This is a genomic window from Mesorhizobium sp. C399B (genome assembly GCF_030323185.1).
Taxonomy (GTDB): Bacteria; Pseudomonadota; Alphaproteobacteria; order Rhizobiales; family Rhizobiaceae; genus Mesorhizobium.
On sequence record NZ_CP100472.1, the window covers coordinates 480,760 to 497,410 of the forward strand.

The following is a 16,651-nucleotide window of genomic DNA, read 5'->3' on the forward strand; positions in this document are numbered from 1 at the left end:
CACGGTCTGCGATGGTTCCCAGAGGCAGAGTGAACAGAACATGCAGCCGGCAGCCGTCCAGACCGACCGAAACAGCGACATTGCAACAGCCGTTGTGGCGACCATGCGTCAGCTCGGCGTGCTTGGCCTGCCGCGCAATTACGAAATCTTCTACGAAGCACTGAAAGGCACCAATCGCGAACTCGGCCTGGCCGTCGTCGCGCTGGGCAACCAGCCGACGCAGGACGATCTCGACCGCATCGGCCGCGCTTTCTTTGCCCAGCATCACGGTCCCGGCATTGTCGAGCAGGCGCGCGACGTGCTGGCCAGGGAACTCGAGGACATCGCCTTGCTGCTGCGCAGCGAACGTAGCCATATCGAGAAATACGGCAAGATCCTCGATGAGACATCGAGTGGCCTCGCCAACCGCAGCCTGCTTTCGCAGGATCTGCTGCAGAAGGTCGCCAGCGCCATGGCGGCGGCCACCAACTCGACCCTCGACCACGGCAAGCAGGTTGCAACCACGCTGAGCGACAAGACGGCGGAACTGGAGAGCGTCAAGTCGAAGCTTGAGGAGTACAAGCGGCTCGCCGACACCGACCCCTTGACGCATATCTGGAACCGCCGCGCCTTCGACAAGCAAATCACGGCGATTTACACCTCCAACAAGGGGATCCTGTTCAACGCCCTGATCCTTGCCGACATCGACCATTTCAAGGGTGTCAACGATCGCTACGGCCACCCGGTCGGCGACAAGATCATCCAGATCGTCGCTGAAATCTTCCAGACCAGCATCCGTGAAGACATGTTCGTTGCCCGCACCGGCGGCGAGGAATTCGCGCTGATCGTCGAGGGCGCCAGCGAGGATACCACTTACGAGATCGCCGAACGCATCCGCGTGCTGATCGAACAGACGCCGTTCACCAGCAGCCAGACCGGCGCCAATTACGGCACGGTGACCGTTTCCATGGGCATCTGCATGGCTTCCGAAGCGGAAAGCCCGGAGGATCTTTACACCAAGGCGGACCGGGCGCTCTACCGCTCCAAGGTTGGCGGGCGCAACCGCGTCACCCGGCACTCGACAATGGCCGGCCGCACCGGCAAGAACTGGCTGCTCTACAAGAAAGACTGACGCTTCGGCGTGCAGCCAATTCCCGGGCACAGGCAAATTTATCGGATCCCGCCTCTTTCCATATGAATTTCCGTGGACTATATTTTCCATGGAAAGAGAGAGGCCATGTCTGTTACACTACCCAATGCTGCCGCCCCTGATCTGACCGCGAAGGCGGCCGAAAACGCGGTTCTGACCAAGGCCACGCTGCGCGCCGCCGAACTCTTGGATATAACCGCCAGGGTGCTTGCGTCGATCATCGGCGTCTCGGAAGCCACGGTTTCACGCATGCGCAGGCAGGAATTCCTGCTGGAGCGCGGCACCAAGCCGTTCGAACTCGCGGTGCTGTTCGTGCGGCTGTTCCGTTCGCTCGATGCCATTGTCGGCGGTGACGAGACGATAGCCCGGGCATGGCTGAAGAACGCCAACACGGCTTTCGATGGCAGCCCGCTTGAAAAGATCCTCACTATTACCGGGCTTGTCGATGTCATTGCCTATCTGGACTCCCGACGCGCTCTCGTCTGAAGCCGTCCGGCTCGACGGCAAATACTGGCGCATGGTCGAGGCGCAGCACCGCGTCTCGACGCTGAAGATCGTCGACACGCTGGACGAACAGGCGCTGCTCGAGGATCTGATCGAGGAGACCAAGCCGCAAATCCCCATGGAATGCCGGCATCTCCACTATCTCCTGGCGACGCCCTTCCGCTACGGCTCGATCTATCCCTACGGCTCGCGCTTCCGCCGCGCTGGCCGCACCCTGGGTGTCTACTATGCCGCGGAGACGATCATGACGGCGGTCGCCGAAATGGCCTTCTACCGCTTGTTGTTCTTCGCCGATTCGCCCGACACGCCATGGCCGCACGACGCCGCCGAATACACCGCCTTCGCCGCCGCGATCCGTACCGACAAGGCCGTCGACCTGACGCGGCCGCCGCTCGACCGCGACCGGGCCCATTGGACGCATCCGACCGACTATGCCGCCAGCCAGGCGATTGCCGATGTCGCGCGTGAGGCTGGGCTGGAGGCGATCCGTTACCGTTCGGCGCGCGACCCGAAGGGCGTCAATGTGGCGCTGCTGACATGCCGCGGCTTTACCAAGGCCAAGCCGCTGGAGCCGCACACATGGCGCATCCGGCTGGGCTCCCTCGGCGTCCAGGCGATCTGCGAATTTCCGGAAAGGCGCATCGAGTTTTCCAGAACCGCCTTTGCCAACGATCCCCGGCTCAACGGATTGCGCTGGGAACGCGGGCGTTGATCAAACGAAAAAGCGCCGGATTTCTCTGGCGCTTATCATTTCAATTCTGAAAACGGGTTCAGCCGTTAGCCACCTGCTTGTGCTGCACCGGATGGCTCTTCTTCAAGAGATCCGACACCAGGAACGCCAGCTCGATCGCCTGGTCGGCGTTGAGGCGCGGGTCGCAATGGGTGTGATAGCGGTCCTGCAGCTCCTCGGCGGTGATGGCGCGGGCGCCGCCGGTGCATTCGGTGACGTTCTTGCCGGTCATCTCGACATGGATGCCGCCGGGGTGCGTGCCTTCGGCGCGATGCACCTCGAAGAAGGTCTGCACTTCCTTGAGGATGCGGTCGAACGGCCGCGTCTTGTAGCCGGCAGCCTCGATCGTATTGCCGTGCATCGGGTCGGACGACCACACGACGCTGCGACCTTCCTTCTGCACCGCGCGCACCAGCTTCGGCAGATGGTCGGCGACCTTGTCGGAGCCGAAGCGGGCGATCAGCGTCAGCCGGCCCGGCTCGTTCTCCGGATTGAGCAGATCGATGAGCTCCAGCAGGCCGTCAGTCGTCAGCGACGGGCCGCATTTGAGGCCGAGCGGGTTCTTGATGCCGCGGCAATATTCGACATGCGCATGGTCGGGCTGTCGGGTGCGGTCGCCGATCCAGATCATGTGGCCCGACGTTGCGTACCAGTCGCCGGAGGTCGAATCGACGCGGGTCAGCGCCTCTTCATAGCCGAGCAGCAGCGCCTCGTGACTGGTGTAAAAGTCGGTCTCGCGCAGCGCGTAGTTGGTCTCCGAGGTGATGCCGACGGCCTTCATGAAGTCCATCGTCTCGGTGATGCGGTTGGCGAGCATGCCATACTTCTCGCCTTGCGGGCTGTCGGAGACGAAACCCAGCATCCAGCTATGCACGTTCTCCAGGCTGGCATAGCCGCCCTGGGCGAAGGCGCGCAACAGGTTGAGCGTCGCCGCCGACTGGCGGTAAGCCATCTCCTGGCGGGCCGGGTCGGGAATACGCGACTTCGGGTCGAACTCGATGCCGTTGATGATGTCGCCGCGATAGCTCGGCAGCGTCACCTCGCCCTTGGTCTCATTGTCGGACGAGCGCGGCTTGGCGAACTGGCCGGCGACACGGCCGACCTTCACCACCGGCTGCGCGCCGGCAAAGGTCAGCACCACCGACATCTGCAGGAAGACGCGGAAGAAGTCGCGGATGTTGTCGGCGCCATGTTCGGCGAAACTCTCGGCGCAATCGCCGCCCTGCAGAAGGAATGCGTCGCCGGCAGCGACAGCCGCAAGCTGCTTCTTCAGCTTGCGCGCCTCACCGGCAAAAACCAGCGGCGGAAAGGTGGCGAGCTGGGCTTCCGTGTTCTTCAGCGCGGCGAGGTCCGGATAGGCAGGAACCTGCTTGATCGGCTTTGCTCTCCAAGAATTCGGCGACCATTTCGTCATCGCTGCACCCAAACGCTCTTTCCAGCAGGCTTTTGCCCGCCATTCCCGCCCCATATGGGGATGGCGGCTCCATACACGAAGCCGATTTTCTATTCTAGACCGGAATTCAAGCGCTGGCGAATGATGGGGAGCTCCATGCCGCGACCCACTTTGGCTTCTTATCTTCGCGACGGCTGTGCAATATCGCTTGGTGCCAGAATCGATCCTCACCGATCTAGTCGCGCCGGTCATCGTCCGCTGCGCAACAATTCTCCATGGAGTCCCTATGTCCGTGTCCGCCTACCTTGACCGCGTGCGCCGCGAGAAAGGCCTGTTTGCGATCGAAGAGGTGGTTGGCCTGTCCGAGCGCGGCAACGTGATCTACGACCCCTACTCCACGCTGATTTCCGCAGGCGCCGTCATCGGGCGAGGCAACGTCTTCTTCCCCGGCGTCTACCTGTTCTGCACCGACGGTGGCGCGCTGGAGATCGGCGACGCCAACATTTTCCACGCCAACACACTGTTCGAAGCATCCGCCGGCGCAATCCGCGTCGGCTCACGCAACCAGTTTGGCGAAGGCGGTTTTACTGCAAAGGCCAACAGGCCGGGAGCCTCGATCGTGATCGGCGATCGAGGCCGCTATCTCAACGGCGCGGCGGTCTTCGGCGAAACGGTGCTGGGTTCAGGCAGCCAGCTTCTCGGTGCAATCACAGTCGACAGTTGCCGGCTGGAACCGGGCGGCAGTTTTCGTGAGCCCGACCCCGACCGCCGGGCCGGATTGCTGAAAGGCGCCGGCGCCGCGCGCGGCTTCACCGTGCCTGCCGGGCACGTCATCGTCGGCGCCGGCACGTTCTCGGCATCCGACCTGCAGTTGCAGTCGAATTTCCATCCGAAAGTCTAGGCGGCCACCAGCCGCGCCAGCTGGGTCATGACGACAGCCGAGCCCGCCAGACGCTTCTCGGCTGTCGGCCAGTCGCGGATGAAGACCACGCTGTGGTCGGCCCTGATCTTGGCCAGCGAGCCCTGTTCGCCGATGTACTTGACCAGCCCGACCGGGTTGGAAAACTCGCGCTTGCGGAAATGGATGACGACGCCCTTGGGGCCGGCATCGAGCTTTTCGACATTGGCCCTGCGGCAGAGTGCCTTGATGAAGACGATCTTGAGCAGATGCTTCACTTCCTCCGGTAGCGGGCCGAAGCGGTCGATCAGCTCGGCGCCGAAAGCATCGATCTCCTCGGTGTTTTCGAGATCGCCAAGGCGGCGGTAGAGCGCCAGCCTGAGCTGAAGGTCCGGCACGTAGCTTTCCGGGATCATGACAGCCGTGCCGACAGCGATCTGCGGCGACCAGCCGCCGTCCTGGACCTCGCCGGAGTCCTTCACCTCGGCCACCGCCTCTTCCAGCATCTGCTGGTAAAGCTCGAAGCCGACCTCCTTGATGTGTCCGGATTGTTCTTCGCCGAGTAGATTGCCGGCGCCCCTGATGTCGAGGTCGTGGCTGGCGAGCTGGAACCCAGCGCCAAGCGTGTCCAGCGACTGCAGCACCTTCAGCCGGCGCTCGGCCGTGTCGGTGAGCTTGCGGTTGGCCGGCAGCGTGAACAACGCATATGCCCGCACCTTGGAACGGCCGACGCGGCCGCGCAGCTGGTAGAGCTGCGACAGGCCGAACATATCGGCGCGATGGATGATCAGCGTGTTGGCGGTCGGAATGTCGAGCCCGGATTCGACGATGGTGGTCGACAACAGCACGTCGTACTGGCCGTCATAGAAGGCGTTCATGATGTCGTCGAGTTCGCCCGGCGGCATCTGGCCATGGGCCACCGCCACCTTCAGCTCGGGGACGGATTCGCGCAGGAAATCATGGATTTCGGCGAGATCGCTGATGCGCGGAACGACATAGAAGGAATGGCCGCCGCGGTAGCGTTCGCGCAGCAGCGTCTCGCGGATGACCAGCGGGTCGAAAGGCGAGATGAAGGTGCGCACCGCCATGCGGTCGACCGGCGGCGTGGCGATCAGCGACAGTTCGCGCACGCCGGTCAAGGCAAGCTGCAGCGTGCGCGGGATCGGCGTCGCCGACAGCGTCAGCACGTGGACGTCGGTCTTGAGGTCCTTCAGCCGTTCCTTGTGCTTGACTCCAAAATGCTGCTCCTCGTCGATGATCAGCAGGCCGAGATTCTTGAACGAGATCGCCGACCCGAGCAGTGCATGGGTGCCGATGACGATGTCGACCTGCCCCTCGGCGATGGCTTTCTTGGTTTCCGCCAGTTCCTTGGCGCCGACCAGCCGCGAGGCCTGGCCGACGCGGATCGGCAGGCCGGAGAAGCGCTGCGAAAAAGTCTTGAAATGCTGGCGCGACAACAGCGTCGTCGGCACCACGACCGCGACCTGGAACCCTTCCATCGCCGCGATGAAGGCGGCGCGCAACGCCACTTCGGTCTTGCCGAAGCCGACATCGCCGCAGATCAGCCGGTCCATCGGCTTGCCGGCGCCGAGATCGTCCACGACGGCATCGATCGCGCCCTGCTGGTCGTCGGTCTCCTCATAGGGAAAGCGCGCCGAGAATTCGCCGTAAAGCCCTTCCGCCGGCACCATGGGCGGCGCGGTACGCATCTGGCGCTCGGCGGCAATGCGGATCAACTGTCCGGCCATGTCGAGCAGGCGCTTCTTCAGCCGCGCCTTGCGCGACTGCCAGGCGCCGCCGCCGAGCTTGTCCAGCGTCGCCTCGGCTGTGTCAGAGCCGTAGCGCGACAGAAGCTCGATGTTTTCCACCGGCAGGAACAGCCGGTCGTCGCCGGCATAGTGGATTTCCAGGCAGTCATGCGGCGCGCCGACCGCCTCGATGGTGCGCAGGCCGATGAAGCGGCCAATGCCGTGATCGGCGTGGACGACGATGTCGCCGGCCGACAGCGACGAGGCCTCGGCGATGAAATCCGACGCGCGCTTCTTGCGCTTCGAGCGGCGGATCAGCCGGTCGCCCAGAATGTCCTGCTCGGCGACGACAACCAGCTGTTCGGTCTCGAAGCCGGATTCCAGCGGCAGCACGGCGAGTGCCGCCTGCCCCGGCTCGAGCTTTTCCGCCTCGGCCAGCGTCGCCACCGGCACGAGATTGCCGAGATGGTGCTCGGCCAGGATCTGGCCCAACCGGTCGAGCGAGCCTTCGGTCCAGCCGGCGACGATGACCCGGCGGCGCGCCGCGCGCTCGTCAGCGATGTGTTTTACGACGACATCGAAGACGTTGATGTTTGGGTCAGCCCGTTCCTCGGCAAAGCTGCGGCCATGGCGCGAGCCGCCATGGAAGACCTTCTTGGCCCCGACATCGGGCGCGTCGAAGGCGGTGAAGTCGATGGCTTCGCGCGGTCCGAGCGACGCTACGAGGTTTTCCGGTGAGAGATAGAGCAGGTCCGGCGCCACCGGCTTGTAGGGCACGGCGTCCTTCAACGCGGCGTCGGCCTGTTTGCGGCGCGCTTCGTAGTGGTCGAGGATCAGCGTGTGACGCTCAGCCAGCGCTTCGTGCGCCAGATGGTCGAAGATGACAGGCGCATCCGGCAGATAATCAAACACTGTCTCGAGCCGCTCGTAGAACAGCGGCAGCCAGTGCTCCATGCCGGCAAAGCGCCGCCCTTCGCTCACCGCCGCATAAAGGCCGTCGTCGCGCTGCGGCGCGCCAAAGCCTTCGATATAGGAGCGGCGGAAGCGGCTGATGGTTTCGGGGGTCAGCGCCACTTCACTCATCGCCTGCAGCGCCATCGACTTGCGCTGGCCGGTGGTGCGCTGCGTGGCGGCGTCGAAGACGCGGATCGATTCCAGCGTGTCGCCGAAGAAATCGAGCCGCAGTGCTTCCGTCCAGCCGGGTGCGTAGAGGTCGAGGATGCCGCCGCGCACGGCGAATTCGCCGATACCGCGCACCGTCGGCACCCGCTCGAAGCCGGAAATCTCCAGCCGGGACACCAGCGCGTTCATGTCGATCTGGTTGCCGGGCTTTGCGTGGAAAGTCTGCGCTTCGACCAGATCGGCCGGCGGAATGCGCTGCAGCAGCGCATTGGCAGTGGTCAGGATGACGGCGCGATGCGGCTTTTTCGCCAGCGCGATCATCGCCGTCAGCGCGTCGAGCCGCTTGGCGGCGGCATCGGAGCCGGGAGAAACGCGGTCATAGGGCAGGCAATCCCAGGCCGGCAACTCCAACACCGGCAGGCCGGGGGCGGCAAAGGTCAGCGCCTCGATGATCGACGGCAGGCGCTGGCCGTCGCGCGCCACGAACAGCACCGGTTTGTCAGGCGCAATCTCATGGATCGCCTGCACCAGAGCAAAAGCTTCGTAGCCATCGGCAACGCCATCGACGATGAACTGGCCGGCGCGGCCTTTCGGCAGACCGATTCTGGGAATGAGGCTCATGGTTGCACGTTTAAAATGTCATGGTCCGGCGCGATGCCAGGATCTTTTGCAGGACGGCACAGTCGATATTCCCGGGAACCGGGCGTTCGCCGGTGACCATGGGCAGGAATTCGGTGTCGGGGATGTCGAGGAGCCTTTCATATTGGTCGATTTCATCGCCGGTCAAGGCGCCGATCTCGTTGTCGGCAAACGTACCGAGGATAAGGTCCATCTCGCGCATCCCGCGATGCCAGGAGCGGAACAACAGCTTGCGGCGCCTGATATCCAGCCCCTCGCTCGATCGTTTCGTCCCGGTCATCGTGCCGCATCCTTGCTTGGTGCGGCGCATATAGCGTGGATAGAGGGCGGTGTCAGCCTTGCAACGCACGGGTGGGCGGCTAAACATCCCGGGTGTGAAGAACACTCCTGACAACGCTGGTGCCGGACACCGCCCGCACTTCACCCTCCCCTTTGTGGGGAGGGTCGGCGAGCACGCTTCGCAAAGCGAAGCGAGTGAGACGGGGTGGGGGTGCGGCGCTGACCTACCGACTTCCTCGAAAGTTAGCCGCGCACCTACCCCCATCCCGCTCCGCTTCGCGGATCGACCCTCCCCACAGGGGGGAGAGTGAAGCCATGCGCCCCTCCCTCCTCGACCCTCTCTTCGTCCCGATCACTTCGCTTGCCGGCGTCGGCCCCAAGGTTGGCGCTCTGATTGAGAAGGTGGTGGCGGCCGATCTCGGCGAACGGCCGGCGCGCGCCGGCGACCTGTTGTTCGTTCTGCCGCACACCGTCATAGACCGCCGCAATCGTCCCGGCATCGCGCTTGCGCCGGCCGGCGCCATCGTCACGCTCGACGTGCGCATCGACCGCCACCAGCCGCCGCCGCGGGGCAACCGGTCGGTGCCTTACCGCGTCTATGCCCATGACGACACCGGCGAGATCGGCCTGATCTTCTTCCACGCCCATGCCGCCTATCTCGAAAAGGCGATGCCGGTGGGCGAGCATGTCGTCGTCTCCGGCCGCATGGAGTGGTTCAACGGCCGCCCGACCATGGTCCATCCCGACCATATCGCCCTGGTGAGCGAGGCGGAAACACTGCCGCTGGTCGAACCGGTCTATCCGCTGACCGCCGGCCTGTCGGGCAAGGTGCTGCGCCGCGCCATCGGCCAGGCGCTCGGCCGGCTGCCGGAATTGCCGGAATGGCAGGACGGCGCCTTCATGCGCAAGCAGACTTTCCCCGCCTTCGCCGACGCGCTCGCTCGCATCCACTATCCCGCGGACCCGATCGATGTCGCCATCGAGGGGGTGGCATGGCGCCGCCTTGCCTATGACGAGCTTCTCGCCGGCCAGGTCTCGCTGGCGCTGGTGCGGGCAAAGGTGCGCCGGCTGTCGGGCCGGCCGCTCATCGGCGACGGCCGCATCGTCGAGAAACTGCGTGCGGCCCTGCCCTATTCATTGACCGGCAGCCAGGAATTCGCGCTCGCCGAAATCAATGCCGATCTCGCCGACCCCGAGCGCATGCTGCGCCTGCTGCAAGGCGATGTCGGCTCCGGCAAGACGGTGGTGGCGCTGCTCGCCATGGCGCGCGCCGTGGAGGCCGGCGGCCAGGCGGCCTTGATGGCGCCGACCGAAATCCTGGCGCGCCAGCATCTGGCGACAATCACGCCGCTGGCCGAACAGGCCGGCCTACGCGTCGCTATCCTGACCGGCCGCGAAAAGGGCCGCGAACGCACTGAAACGCTATCAGGTCTCGCCAGCGGCGAGATCGACATCGTCGTCGGCACCCATGCGCTGTTCCAGGAAACGGTGACCTATCACGACCTCGTCTTTGCCGTGGTCGACGAGCAACACCGCTTCGGCGTCCACCAGCGGCTTGCCATCACCGCCAAGGGCGACGCCCCCGACATGCTGGTGATGACGGCGACGCCGATCCCGCGCACTCTGGTGCTGACCGCCTTCGGCGACATGGACGTCTCCAAGCTGACGGAAAAACCGATCGGCCGCCAGCCGATCCGCACCGTCACGCTGCCGCTGGAACGGCTGGACGAACTGGTCGGTCGCATGCTGGACGCGGTTGCCGACGGCCAGAAGATCTACTGGATCTGCCCGCTGGTCGAGGAATCCGAAGAGATCAAGTTGATGTCGGCCGAGGACCGTTTTGCCTCGCTGCAGCCCTTGTTCGGCGATCGCATCGGCCTCGTCCACGGCCGCATGAAGGGCGCCGAAAAGGACGAGGCGATGCGCGCGTTCAAGGCCGGCGAAACCCGCATCCTGATCGCCACCACCGTCATCGAGGTCGGCGTCGACGTGCCGGACGCCACCATCATGGTCATCGAGCATGCCGAACGTTTTGGCCTGGCGCAACTGCACCAGTTGCGCGGCCGCGTCGGCCGCGGCGACAAGCCTTCTTCCTGCGTGCTGCTCTACAAGGACCCGCTCGGCGAAACGGCCAAGCGCCGGCTGTCGGTGATGCGCGAGACCGAGGACGGGTTCCTGATCGCCGAAGAGGATCTGAAGCTGCGCGGCGAAGGCGAATTGCTCGGCACCCGCCAGTCCGGCACGCCGGGCTTCCAGGTGGCGCGCATCGAGGTGCACGCCGACTTGCTCGAAGCAGCCCGCGACGATGCAAGGCTGATCCTGTCGCGTGATCCGGAACTACAGTCTGAGCGCGGCGAGGCGCTGCGGCTGCTGCTCTATTTGTTCGGCCGCGACGAGGCCGTGCGGCTCTTGCGTGCCGGCTGAGCCAAAGCGCCAAGCGGCGGGTTGGCGAGATCTCCGTCGATCGGCTGGCCGTTCATAGTCACCATTTTCGGCTTGACTTCGGGCGCCACCAGCCCGGCCGAGACGATCAGCCTGGCGCCGTCCTCGATCGTCATGTCGAGCAGCACGATGTCGGATTTCGGCACGTACATCAGGAAACCGGTGGTAGGGTTCGGCGTGCACGGCATGAACACGGCGATCATCGGGTCGCCTGCATGGTCGAGCTTCTGGTTGATCTCGGTTTCCTTTTCACTGGCGACGAACACCAGCGACCAGACGCCTTTTCGCGGATATTCGACCAGCCCGACCTGGCGGAACATATCGCCCTTGTTCGACAGCACCGTCTGGAATATCTGCTTCAGCGAACCGTAGATGCCGCGCACCAGCGGCATACGGCCAAGCAGCCGTTCGCCGAAATTGACGATCGCGCGGCCGACGATGTTGGCGGTCATGAAGCCGATCAGCGTGATCAGCACGAGCGCCACGATCAGGCCGAAGCCGGGCACCGGAAACGGCAAATAGGTGTCGGGGCTGTAGCGCGCCGGAATGTACGGCTTCACCCAGGAATCGACCCAGCCGACGAACGACCAGGCGATATAGGCGGTGATCGCCAGCGGCGCGCAGACGATAAAGCCTGTGAGGAAATAGTTCCTCAGCCGGGTCATGCCGGAAGTTCTGGGAGCATCGGACATGGTTCACCGGGGACGCGGGTTGCAGGGCCACACTAGTGAAGCGAACGGCGCTTTGGAACCGCGAAGTTTTTAAGACCGCCGATGAGCGCCGACTACTCCACGGTCACCGATTTCGCTAGATTGCGCGGCTGGTCGACGTCGGTGCCCATGAAGACGGCGGCGTAGTAGGCCAGCATCTGGATCGGCAGCGCGTAGATGATCGGCGAGATGATTTCCGGCACGTCTGGCAGGATGATCGTCTCCATCGTCTTGACGCTGACCTGCGCCGCGCCCTTGGCGTCGGTGATCAGGATGATCTTGCCGCCGCGCGCCGCCACTTCCTGCATGTTCGACACCGTCTTTTCGAAGATGCGGTCATGCGGCGCGATGACGATGACCGGCATGTTCTCGTCGATCAGCGCGATCGGCCCGTGTTTCAGTTCGCCCGCGGCATAGCCCTCGGCATGGATGTAAGAGATTTCCTTGAGTTTCAGCGCGCCTTCCATGGCCAGCGGGAAATTGGTGTCGCGGCCGAGATAGAGCACGTCCTTGTAGCGCGAGATTTCGCGCGCGATGCGCTCGATCTGCTCCTCGAGCTTGAGCACCTGGTTGGCATAGCGCGGCGCTTCCGAAAGCGCGCGCACCAGCGTCTTTTCCTCGTCCTTCGAGATCGTCCCGCGCGCCACGGCGGCGCGCACCGCAAGCGACGCCAGAACCGAAAGCTGGCAGGTGAAAGCCTTGGTCGAGGCGACGCCGATTTCCGGCCCGGCCAGCGTCGGCAGCACCACGTCGGATTCGCGCGCCATGGTCGATTCGCGCACATTGACGATGGCGCCGATCTTCATGCCCGCCTTGCGGCAATAGCGCAGCGAGGCCAGCGTGTCGGCGGTTTCGCCGGACTGCGAGATGAAGAAGGCAGCATCATCAGCCGATAACGGCATTTCGCGATAGCGGAATTCCGAGGCGACATCGATGTCGACCGGCAGCCGCGCATAGCGCTCGAACCAGTATTTGCTGATCAACCCCGCGAGATAGGCGGTGCCGCAGGCCGAGATCGCCAGCCGGCCGATCTTAGCGAAGTCGAACGGCAGTTCCAGCGGCTTCGACACGCCAGAGACGAAATCGACATAGTGCGCCAGCGTATGCGAGATCACTTCGGGCTGTTCATGGATTTCCTTTTCCATGAAATGGCGGCGGTTGCCCTTGTCGACCATGAAGCTGGTCGACAGTGATTGCTGGCGCTTGCGGGCAACCTCTTTGCCGTCGATGTCGAAGATGGTGACGCCATCGCGGCGCACCACCGCCCAGTCGCCGTCTTCGAGATAGGTGATGGAATTGGTGAACGGCGCCAGCGCGATGGCGTCGGAGCCCAGAAACATCTCGCCATCGCCATGGCCGACGGCCAGCGGCGGGCCATTGCGGGCGCCGACGATGAGATCCTCGTCGCCGGTGAACATGATGGCCAGAGCAAAGGCGCCTTCCAGCCGCTTCAGCGCCTGGTGCGCCGCCTCGATCGGCTTCAGCCCTTTGGCAAGCTGCCGCGCCACCAGATGCGCTACGACCTCGGTATCGGTCTGCGACGAGAAGGAATAGCCGTCGCGGATCAGCTCATCGCGCAACTCGGCGAAATTCTCGATGATGCCGTTGTGAACGATGGCGACGCCGTCGGAGAAATGCGGATGGGCGTTGGTCTCGTTGGGCACGCCATGTGTGGCCCAGCGCGTGTGGCCGATGCCGATCGTGCCATCGAGCGGCTCGTCCTTCAGCCGGCGTTCGAGGTTGATCAGCTTGCCTTCGGCGCGGCGGCGGCCAAGCCGGCCATGCTCGATCGTGGCGACACCGGCCGAGTCATAGCCGCGATATTCCAGCCGCTTCAAAGCATCGACGATGAGCGGCGCGACTTGGCTCTGGCCGACAATTCCGACGATACCGCACATGCGCCTGCCCCCGATTCACCTGGAAAACCAGTCCCGATGGAAAACCAGCGCTATCTAGGGATTGCCGGCCCGCCGCGAAAGTCACTTTGCGTTTCGTCTGCTGTAACGGAACGCTTCTCAACCCGATGCACCATGACACACCGCTCTTGCAATCCGGTTACCGCAATTCCTCGGTTGTTCAATTGCTTCGGCGGTTAATGGCCGGTGCCGGCCTTTTTCTTCGCCGCTGCGGCAGACGCGAAGCGCTCGCGCAATTCCTTGCCCTTGCCGGGAATGGTCTTCTGGCGGGCGCGGCCGAAGGCCAGCGCATCGTCCGGCACGCTTTCGGTTATGACGCTACCCGAGGCGATGTAGCCGCCCTTGCCGATCGTAACCGGCGCCACCAGCGACGAGTTCGAACCGATGAAGGCGCCCTCGCCGATGTCGGTGAAAAACTTCGAGTAGCCGTCATAGTTGCAGGTAATGGTGCCGGCGCCGATATTGGCCCCCGCGCCCACACGGGCATCGCCGATATAAGTCAGATGATTGACCTTGGCGCCCTCCTCGATGACCGCCTGCTTGACCTCGCAGAAATTGCCGACCTTGGCTTTCTCGCGGAGATCGGCGCCTGGCCTGAGCCGTGCGAACGGACCGACGTCGCAATTGGCAGCGACGGTCGCGCCTTCGATGTGGCTGAAGGCGTGGATCTTGGCGCCGCCGGCGATTTTCACGCCCGGGCCGAACCAGACATTGGGCTCGACGATGGTGTCGGCGCCGATTTCGGTATCGTGCGAGAAATACACGGTGTCCGGCGCAATCAGCGTTACGCCCGACAGCATCGCCTCGTCCCGACGACGCTGTTGCCAGATGCCTTCCGCCTGCGCCAGCTCGGCCCTGTTGTTGATGCCGAGCGCGCTCTCGAAGCTCGTTTCGGTGGCGACGACATCGAGCCCTTTCGCACTGGCGATCTCGACGATGTCGGTGAGATAGTACTCGCCCTTGGCGTTCTTGTTGCCAACCTGGTCGAGCAGGTCGAGCGCATGCTTGCCCGCCACCGCCATCATGCCGGCATTGCAGAAGCCGATCTTCTTTTCCTCGGCGGAGCAGTCCTTCTCCTCGCGGATGGCGGTGAGCTTGCCGCCCTTTTCGATCAGCCGGCCATAGCCGGCCGGGCTGGGCGGACGGAAACCGATCACTACGACGGCCGCGCCATCGGCAAGCTTTTGCCGCGCGGCCACTAGGGCTTCAGCATCGATCAGCGGCGTGTCGCCGAACATCACGAGAATATCGTCATAACCCTTTGATATCGCATCGCGCGCAGCCAGCACGGCATGCGCAGTGCCGAGCCGCTTCTCCTGCACGAAGGTCTCGGCCTTGGGCGCGAATTTCGCCGCCGCCTTGCGCATATCATCGGCGCCATGGCCGATCACCAGCGCCTGGCTGCGGGCGCCGGCGGCCTCGGCCGCTTTCACCACATGGGCGACCATCGGCAGTCCGGCGATCTGGTGCAGCACCTTCGGCATCGCGCTCTTCATGCGCGTGCCTTCACCGGCGGCGAGAATGACGGACAAGCAGGATCTCTGGCTCATGGAAGGACAACCGTATGAATGGGATCAGGAATCGCAGAGTGGTAGCATCTGGCGCCATGCTGCACCAATGGGGTTAAATTCCGGTGAGGTGATGAGGCAGTTCACTCTCGATTAGCGGATCTCTACCCCAGCCGGCCCAGCAGCGGAAAGGTCTCCAGCAGCCAGTAGGACACCGTCTGCACGCCGCCGGTGAGGAAGAACACGCCGGCGACGACCAGCAGCGCGCCGATCGCCTTTTCGACGCGGCCGAGATGGACGCGGAATTTGCCGAGGAAGCGCATGAAGGCGCCGGAGAACAGGGCAGCAATCAGGAACGGAATGCCGAGGCCAAGCGAATAGGCGGCAAGCAGAAGAGCGCCCTCGCCCACCGTCTCGCGGCCGCCGGCCAAGGTCAGGATCGGCCCCAGCACCGGGCCGATGCACGGCGTCCAGCCAAAGGCGAAGGCCAGCCCCATGACATAGGCGGCGACCATGCTGGCGGGCTTGCCCTGCGACTGGAAGCGCGCCTCGCGCGACAAAAGCGGGATGCGCAGGATGCCGAGGAAATTCAGCCCCATCAGGATGATCAGCACCCCGGCAGCCATCGCCAGCGGCTCCTGCCAGACGCGCAGCCAGTGGCCGATGGTCGAGGCGCCGGCGCCAAGCGCCACGAACACGGTGGAGAAACCGAGTACGAAGGCGAGCGAGGAATAGATGAGCGCGCCGCGGGCGCCGGCCTTGGCCGTGACGCCGGCATCGTCACCGCGAAAATCGTCGACCGACACGCCGGCCATGTAGCAGAGATAGGGAGGCACCAGCGGCAGCACGCAAGGCGACAGGAACGAGATCGCCCCCGCTCCGACCGCGCTGACATAGCCGACGTCCAATGGCATTCCAGAACTCCAGATTCCCTGGCGCCGATATAGCGGTGCAAACCCGTGTTCGCCAATCACCATCGTGTGGCATTTGGCTACAGATACGGTCCGGCGGACGAATTGTTGGCGGCCAATCCCAAGTTGACCAAGCCGGGGAAGAAATGTCCCTCGCCGAGCGTTCACAGAGCGAAGCCGCGATTTCTGCGCGCTTCGTCGGATCACCAGGGAGATTTCCATGAAAACGATCACCGTCGGCCTGGCCGCCCTTCTGCTCAGCACCGCCGCATCCTTCGCCGCCGAAGCGTGGAAGGAAGCCGAAGTCGGTGGCACCAAGATCTACACCGATGCCAATGGCATGACGCTCTATACCTATGACAAGGACGAGAAGGGCAAGACCAACTGCTACGACAAATGCGCCACCAACTGGCCGCCGCTGAAGGCCGAGGACGGCGCTAAGGCGGACGACGAATGGACCATCGTCGACCGCACCGACGGCACCAAGATGTGGGCCTATGACGGCAAGCCGGTCTACACCTTCATCAAGGACAAGAAGGCCGGTGACATCACGGGCGACGGCGTCGGCGAAGTCTGGCACATCGTCAAGGCCGACTGATCGTCCGAACCTCTATCCCGCACCCCATCGGCGGGACTCGGCTGGCCGCCGGCTCCAAGCGACCCGGCGACCAGTTCGGCATTTACGCGCAGCACGAACTGGTCGCGGCGCCTTTCCCGGTGGC

At 64.0% G+C, this 16,651-nt stretch carries 13 protein-coding genes; 6 read left to right on the forward strand and 7 right to left on the reverse strand.

Annotated features, from left to right (window positions below; all coding sequences use genetic code 11):
- Positions 1-40: 40 nt before the first annotated feature.
- From NLY36_RS02425 to NLY36_RS02435, 3 genes are all read left to right on the forward strand, one after another.
- On the forward strand, positions 41-1,111 hold the full coding sequence (locus NLY36_RS02425; RefSeq protein ID WP_023681555.1) for a GGDEF domain-containing protein: 1,071 nt from the start codon (positions 41-43) through the stop codon (positions 1,109-1,111).
- A gap of 105 nt (positions 1,112-1,216) precedes the next feature.
- A complete protein-coding gene (locus NLY36_RS02430; protein ID WP_050590417.1) occupies positions 1,217-1,615 on the forward strand; it encodes an MbcA/ParS/Xre antitoxin family protein in 399 nt (132 codons plus the stop codon).
- Positions 1,575-2,345: an RES family NAD+ phosphorylase gene (locus NLY36_RS02435; RefSeq protein ID WP_023735331.1), complete on the forward strand. Its 771-nt coding sequence runs from the start codon at positions 1,575-1,577 to the stop codon at positions 2,343-2,345. The genes NLY36_RS02430 and NLY36_RS02435 overlap by 41 nt, the downstream gene beginning before the upstream one ends.
- A gap of 58 nt (positions 2,346-2,403) precedes the next feature.
- Here the strand turns inward: NLY36_RS02435 and NLY36_RS02440 are convergent, their stop codons facing one another.
- Positions 2,404-3,777, reverse strand: a complete 1,374-nt coding sequence (locus tag NLY36_RS02440) for a class II 3-deoxy-7-phosphoheptulonate synthase (protein ID WP_023735330.1) — start codon at positions 3,775-3,777, stop codon at positions 2,404-2,406.
- Positions 3,778-4,048: 271 nt separating this feature from the next.
- Here NLY36_RS02440 and NLY36_RS02445 point away from each other — a divergent pair, with 271 nt between their 5' ends.
- Entirely contained in the window at positions 4,049-4,657 is a 609-nt protein-coding gene (locus NLY36_RS02445; protein WP_198020825.1) for a hypothetical protein, read from the forward strand.
- Here NLY36_RS02445 and mfd read toward each other — a convergent pair.
- Both mfd and NLY36_RS02455 read right to left on the reverse strand, forming a co-directional pair.
- Positions 4,654-8,145, reverse strand: coding sequence for a transcription-repair coupling factor (gene mfd / locus NLY36_RS02450; RefSeq protein WP_023735328.1), 3,492 nt, complete (start codon positions 8,143-8,145; stop codon positions 4,654-4,656). The genes NLY36_RS02445 and mfd overlap by 4 nt on opposite strands.
- Positions 8,146-8,155: 10 nt before the next feature.
- Positions 8,156-8,443 carry an FAD assembly factor SdhE gene (locus NLY36_RS02455; protein ID WP_023735327.1) on the reverse strand — a complete coding sequence of 96 codons (288 nt, stop codon included), beginning with the start codon at positions 8,441-8,443 and terminating at the stop codon, positions 8,156-8,158.
- Positions 8,444-8,757: 314 nt separating this feature from the next.
- Between NLY36_RS02455 and recG the strand changes: the two genes are divergently transcribed.
- On the forward strand, positions 8,758-10,866 hold the full coding sequence (gene recG, locus NLY36_RS02460; RefSeq protein ID WP_286461663.1) for an ATP-dependent DNA helicase RecG: 2,109 nt from the start codon (positions 8,758-8,760) through the stop codon (positions 10,864-10,866).
- Here recG and NLY36_RS02465 read toward each other — a convergent pair.
- From NLY36_RS02465 to NLY36_RS02480, 4 genes are all read right to left on the reverse strand, one after another.
- Positions 10,818-11,576, reverse strand: coding sequence for a DUF502 domain-containing protein (locus tag NLY36_RS02465; protein WP_027050381.1), 759 nt, complete (start codon positions 11,574-11,576; stop codon positions 10,818-10,820). The two genes, recG and NLY36_RS02465, sit on opposite strands and share 49 nt — an antisense overlap.
- A 92-nt stretch (positions 11,577-11,668) precedes the next feature.
- Positions 11,669-13,492 carry a glutamine--fructose-6-phosphate transaminase (isomerizing) gene (gene glmS / locus NLY36_RS02470; RefSeq protein WP_023735326.1) on the reverse strand — a complete coding sequence of 608 codons (1,824 nt, stop codon included), beginning with the start codon at positions 13,490-13,492 and terminating at the stop codon, positions 11,669-11,671.
- Between the two features lie 194 nt (positions 13,493-13,686).
- Positions 13,687-15,060 (reverse strand): bifunctional UDP-N-acetylglucosamine diphosphorylase/glucosamine-1-phosphate N-acetyltransferase GlmU, encoded by a 1,374-nt coding sequence (gene glmU / locus NLY36_RS02475; protein ID WP_023735325.1) that lies wholly within the window; start codon positions 15,058-15,060, stop codon positions 13,687-13,689.
- 122 nt (positions 15,061-15,182) lie between these two features.
- Positions 15,183-15,932: a cytochrome c biogenesis CcdA family protein gene (locus NLY36_RS02480; RefSeq protein ID WP_023725730.1), complete on the reverse strand. Its 750-nt coding sequence runs from the start codon at positions 15,930-15,932 to the stop codon at positions 15,183-15,185.
- Positions 15,933-16,149: 217 nt separating this feature from the next.
- On the opposite strand from NLY36_RS02480, the gene NLY36_RS02485 reads away from it, so the two are divergent.
- Entirely contained in the window at positions 16,150-16,527 is a 378-nt protein-coding gene (locus NLY36_RS02485; RefSeq protein WP_023725729.1) for a COG4315 family predicted lipoprotein, read from the forward strand.
- Positions 16,528-16,651: the final 124 nt, after the last annotated feature.

Coding starts and splice junctions, on each gene's coding strand:
- NLY36_RS02440 (WP_023735330.1), bottom strand. CDS start 3,777: ATGACGAAATGGTCGCCGAATTCTTGGAGAGCAAAGCCGATCAAGCAG.
- NLY36_RS02455 (WP_023735327.1), bottom strand. CDS start 8,443: ATGACCGGGACGAAACGATCGAGCGAGGGGCTGGATATCAGGCGCCGC.
- mfd (WP_023735328.1), bottom strand. CDS start 8,145: ATGAGCCTCATTCCCAGAATCGGTCTGCCGAAAGGCCGCGCCGGCCAG.
- NLY36_RS02485 (WP_023725729.1), top strand. CDS start 16,150: ATGAAAACGATCACCGTCGGCCTGGCCGCCCTTCTGCTCAGCACCGCC.
- NLY36_RS02430 (WP_050590417.1), top strand. CDS start 1,217: ATGTCTGTTACACTACCCAATGCTGCCGCCCCTGATCTGACCGCGAAG.
- NLY36_RS02435 (WP_023735331.1), top strand. CDS start 1,575: ATGTCATTGCCTATCTGGACTCCCGACGCGCTCTCGTCTGAAGCCGTC.
- NLY36_RS02480 (WP_023725730.1), bottom strand. CDS start 15,932: ATGCCATTGGACGTCGGCTATGTCAGCGCGGTCGGAGCGGGGGCGATC.
- glmU (WP_023735325.1), bottom strand. CDS start 15,060: ATGAGCCAGAGATCCTGCTTGTCCGTCATTCTCGCCGCCGGTGAAGGC.
- NLY36_RS02465 (WP_027050381.1), bottom strand. CDS start 11,576: ATGTCCGATGCTCCCAGAACTTCCGGCATGACCCGGCTGAGGAACTAT.
- NLY36_RS02425 (WP_023681555.1), top strand. CDS start 41: ATGCAGCCGGCAGCCGTCCAGACCGACCGAAACAGCGACATTGCAACA.
- glmS (WP_023735326.1), bottom strand. CDS start 13,492: ATGTGCGGTATCGTCGGAATTGTCGGCCAGAGCCAAGTCGCGCCGCTC.
- recG (WP_286461663.1), top strand. CDS start 8,758: ATGCGCCCCTCCCTCCTCGACCCTCTCTTCGTCCCGATCACTTCGCTT.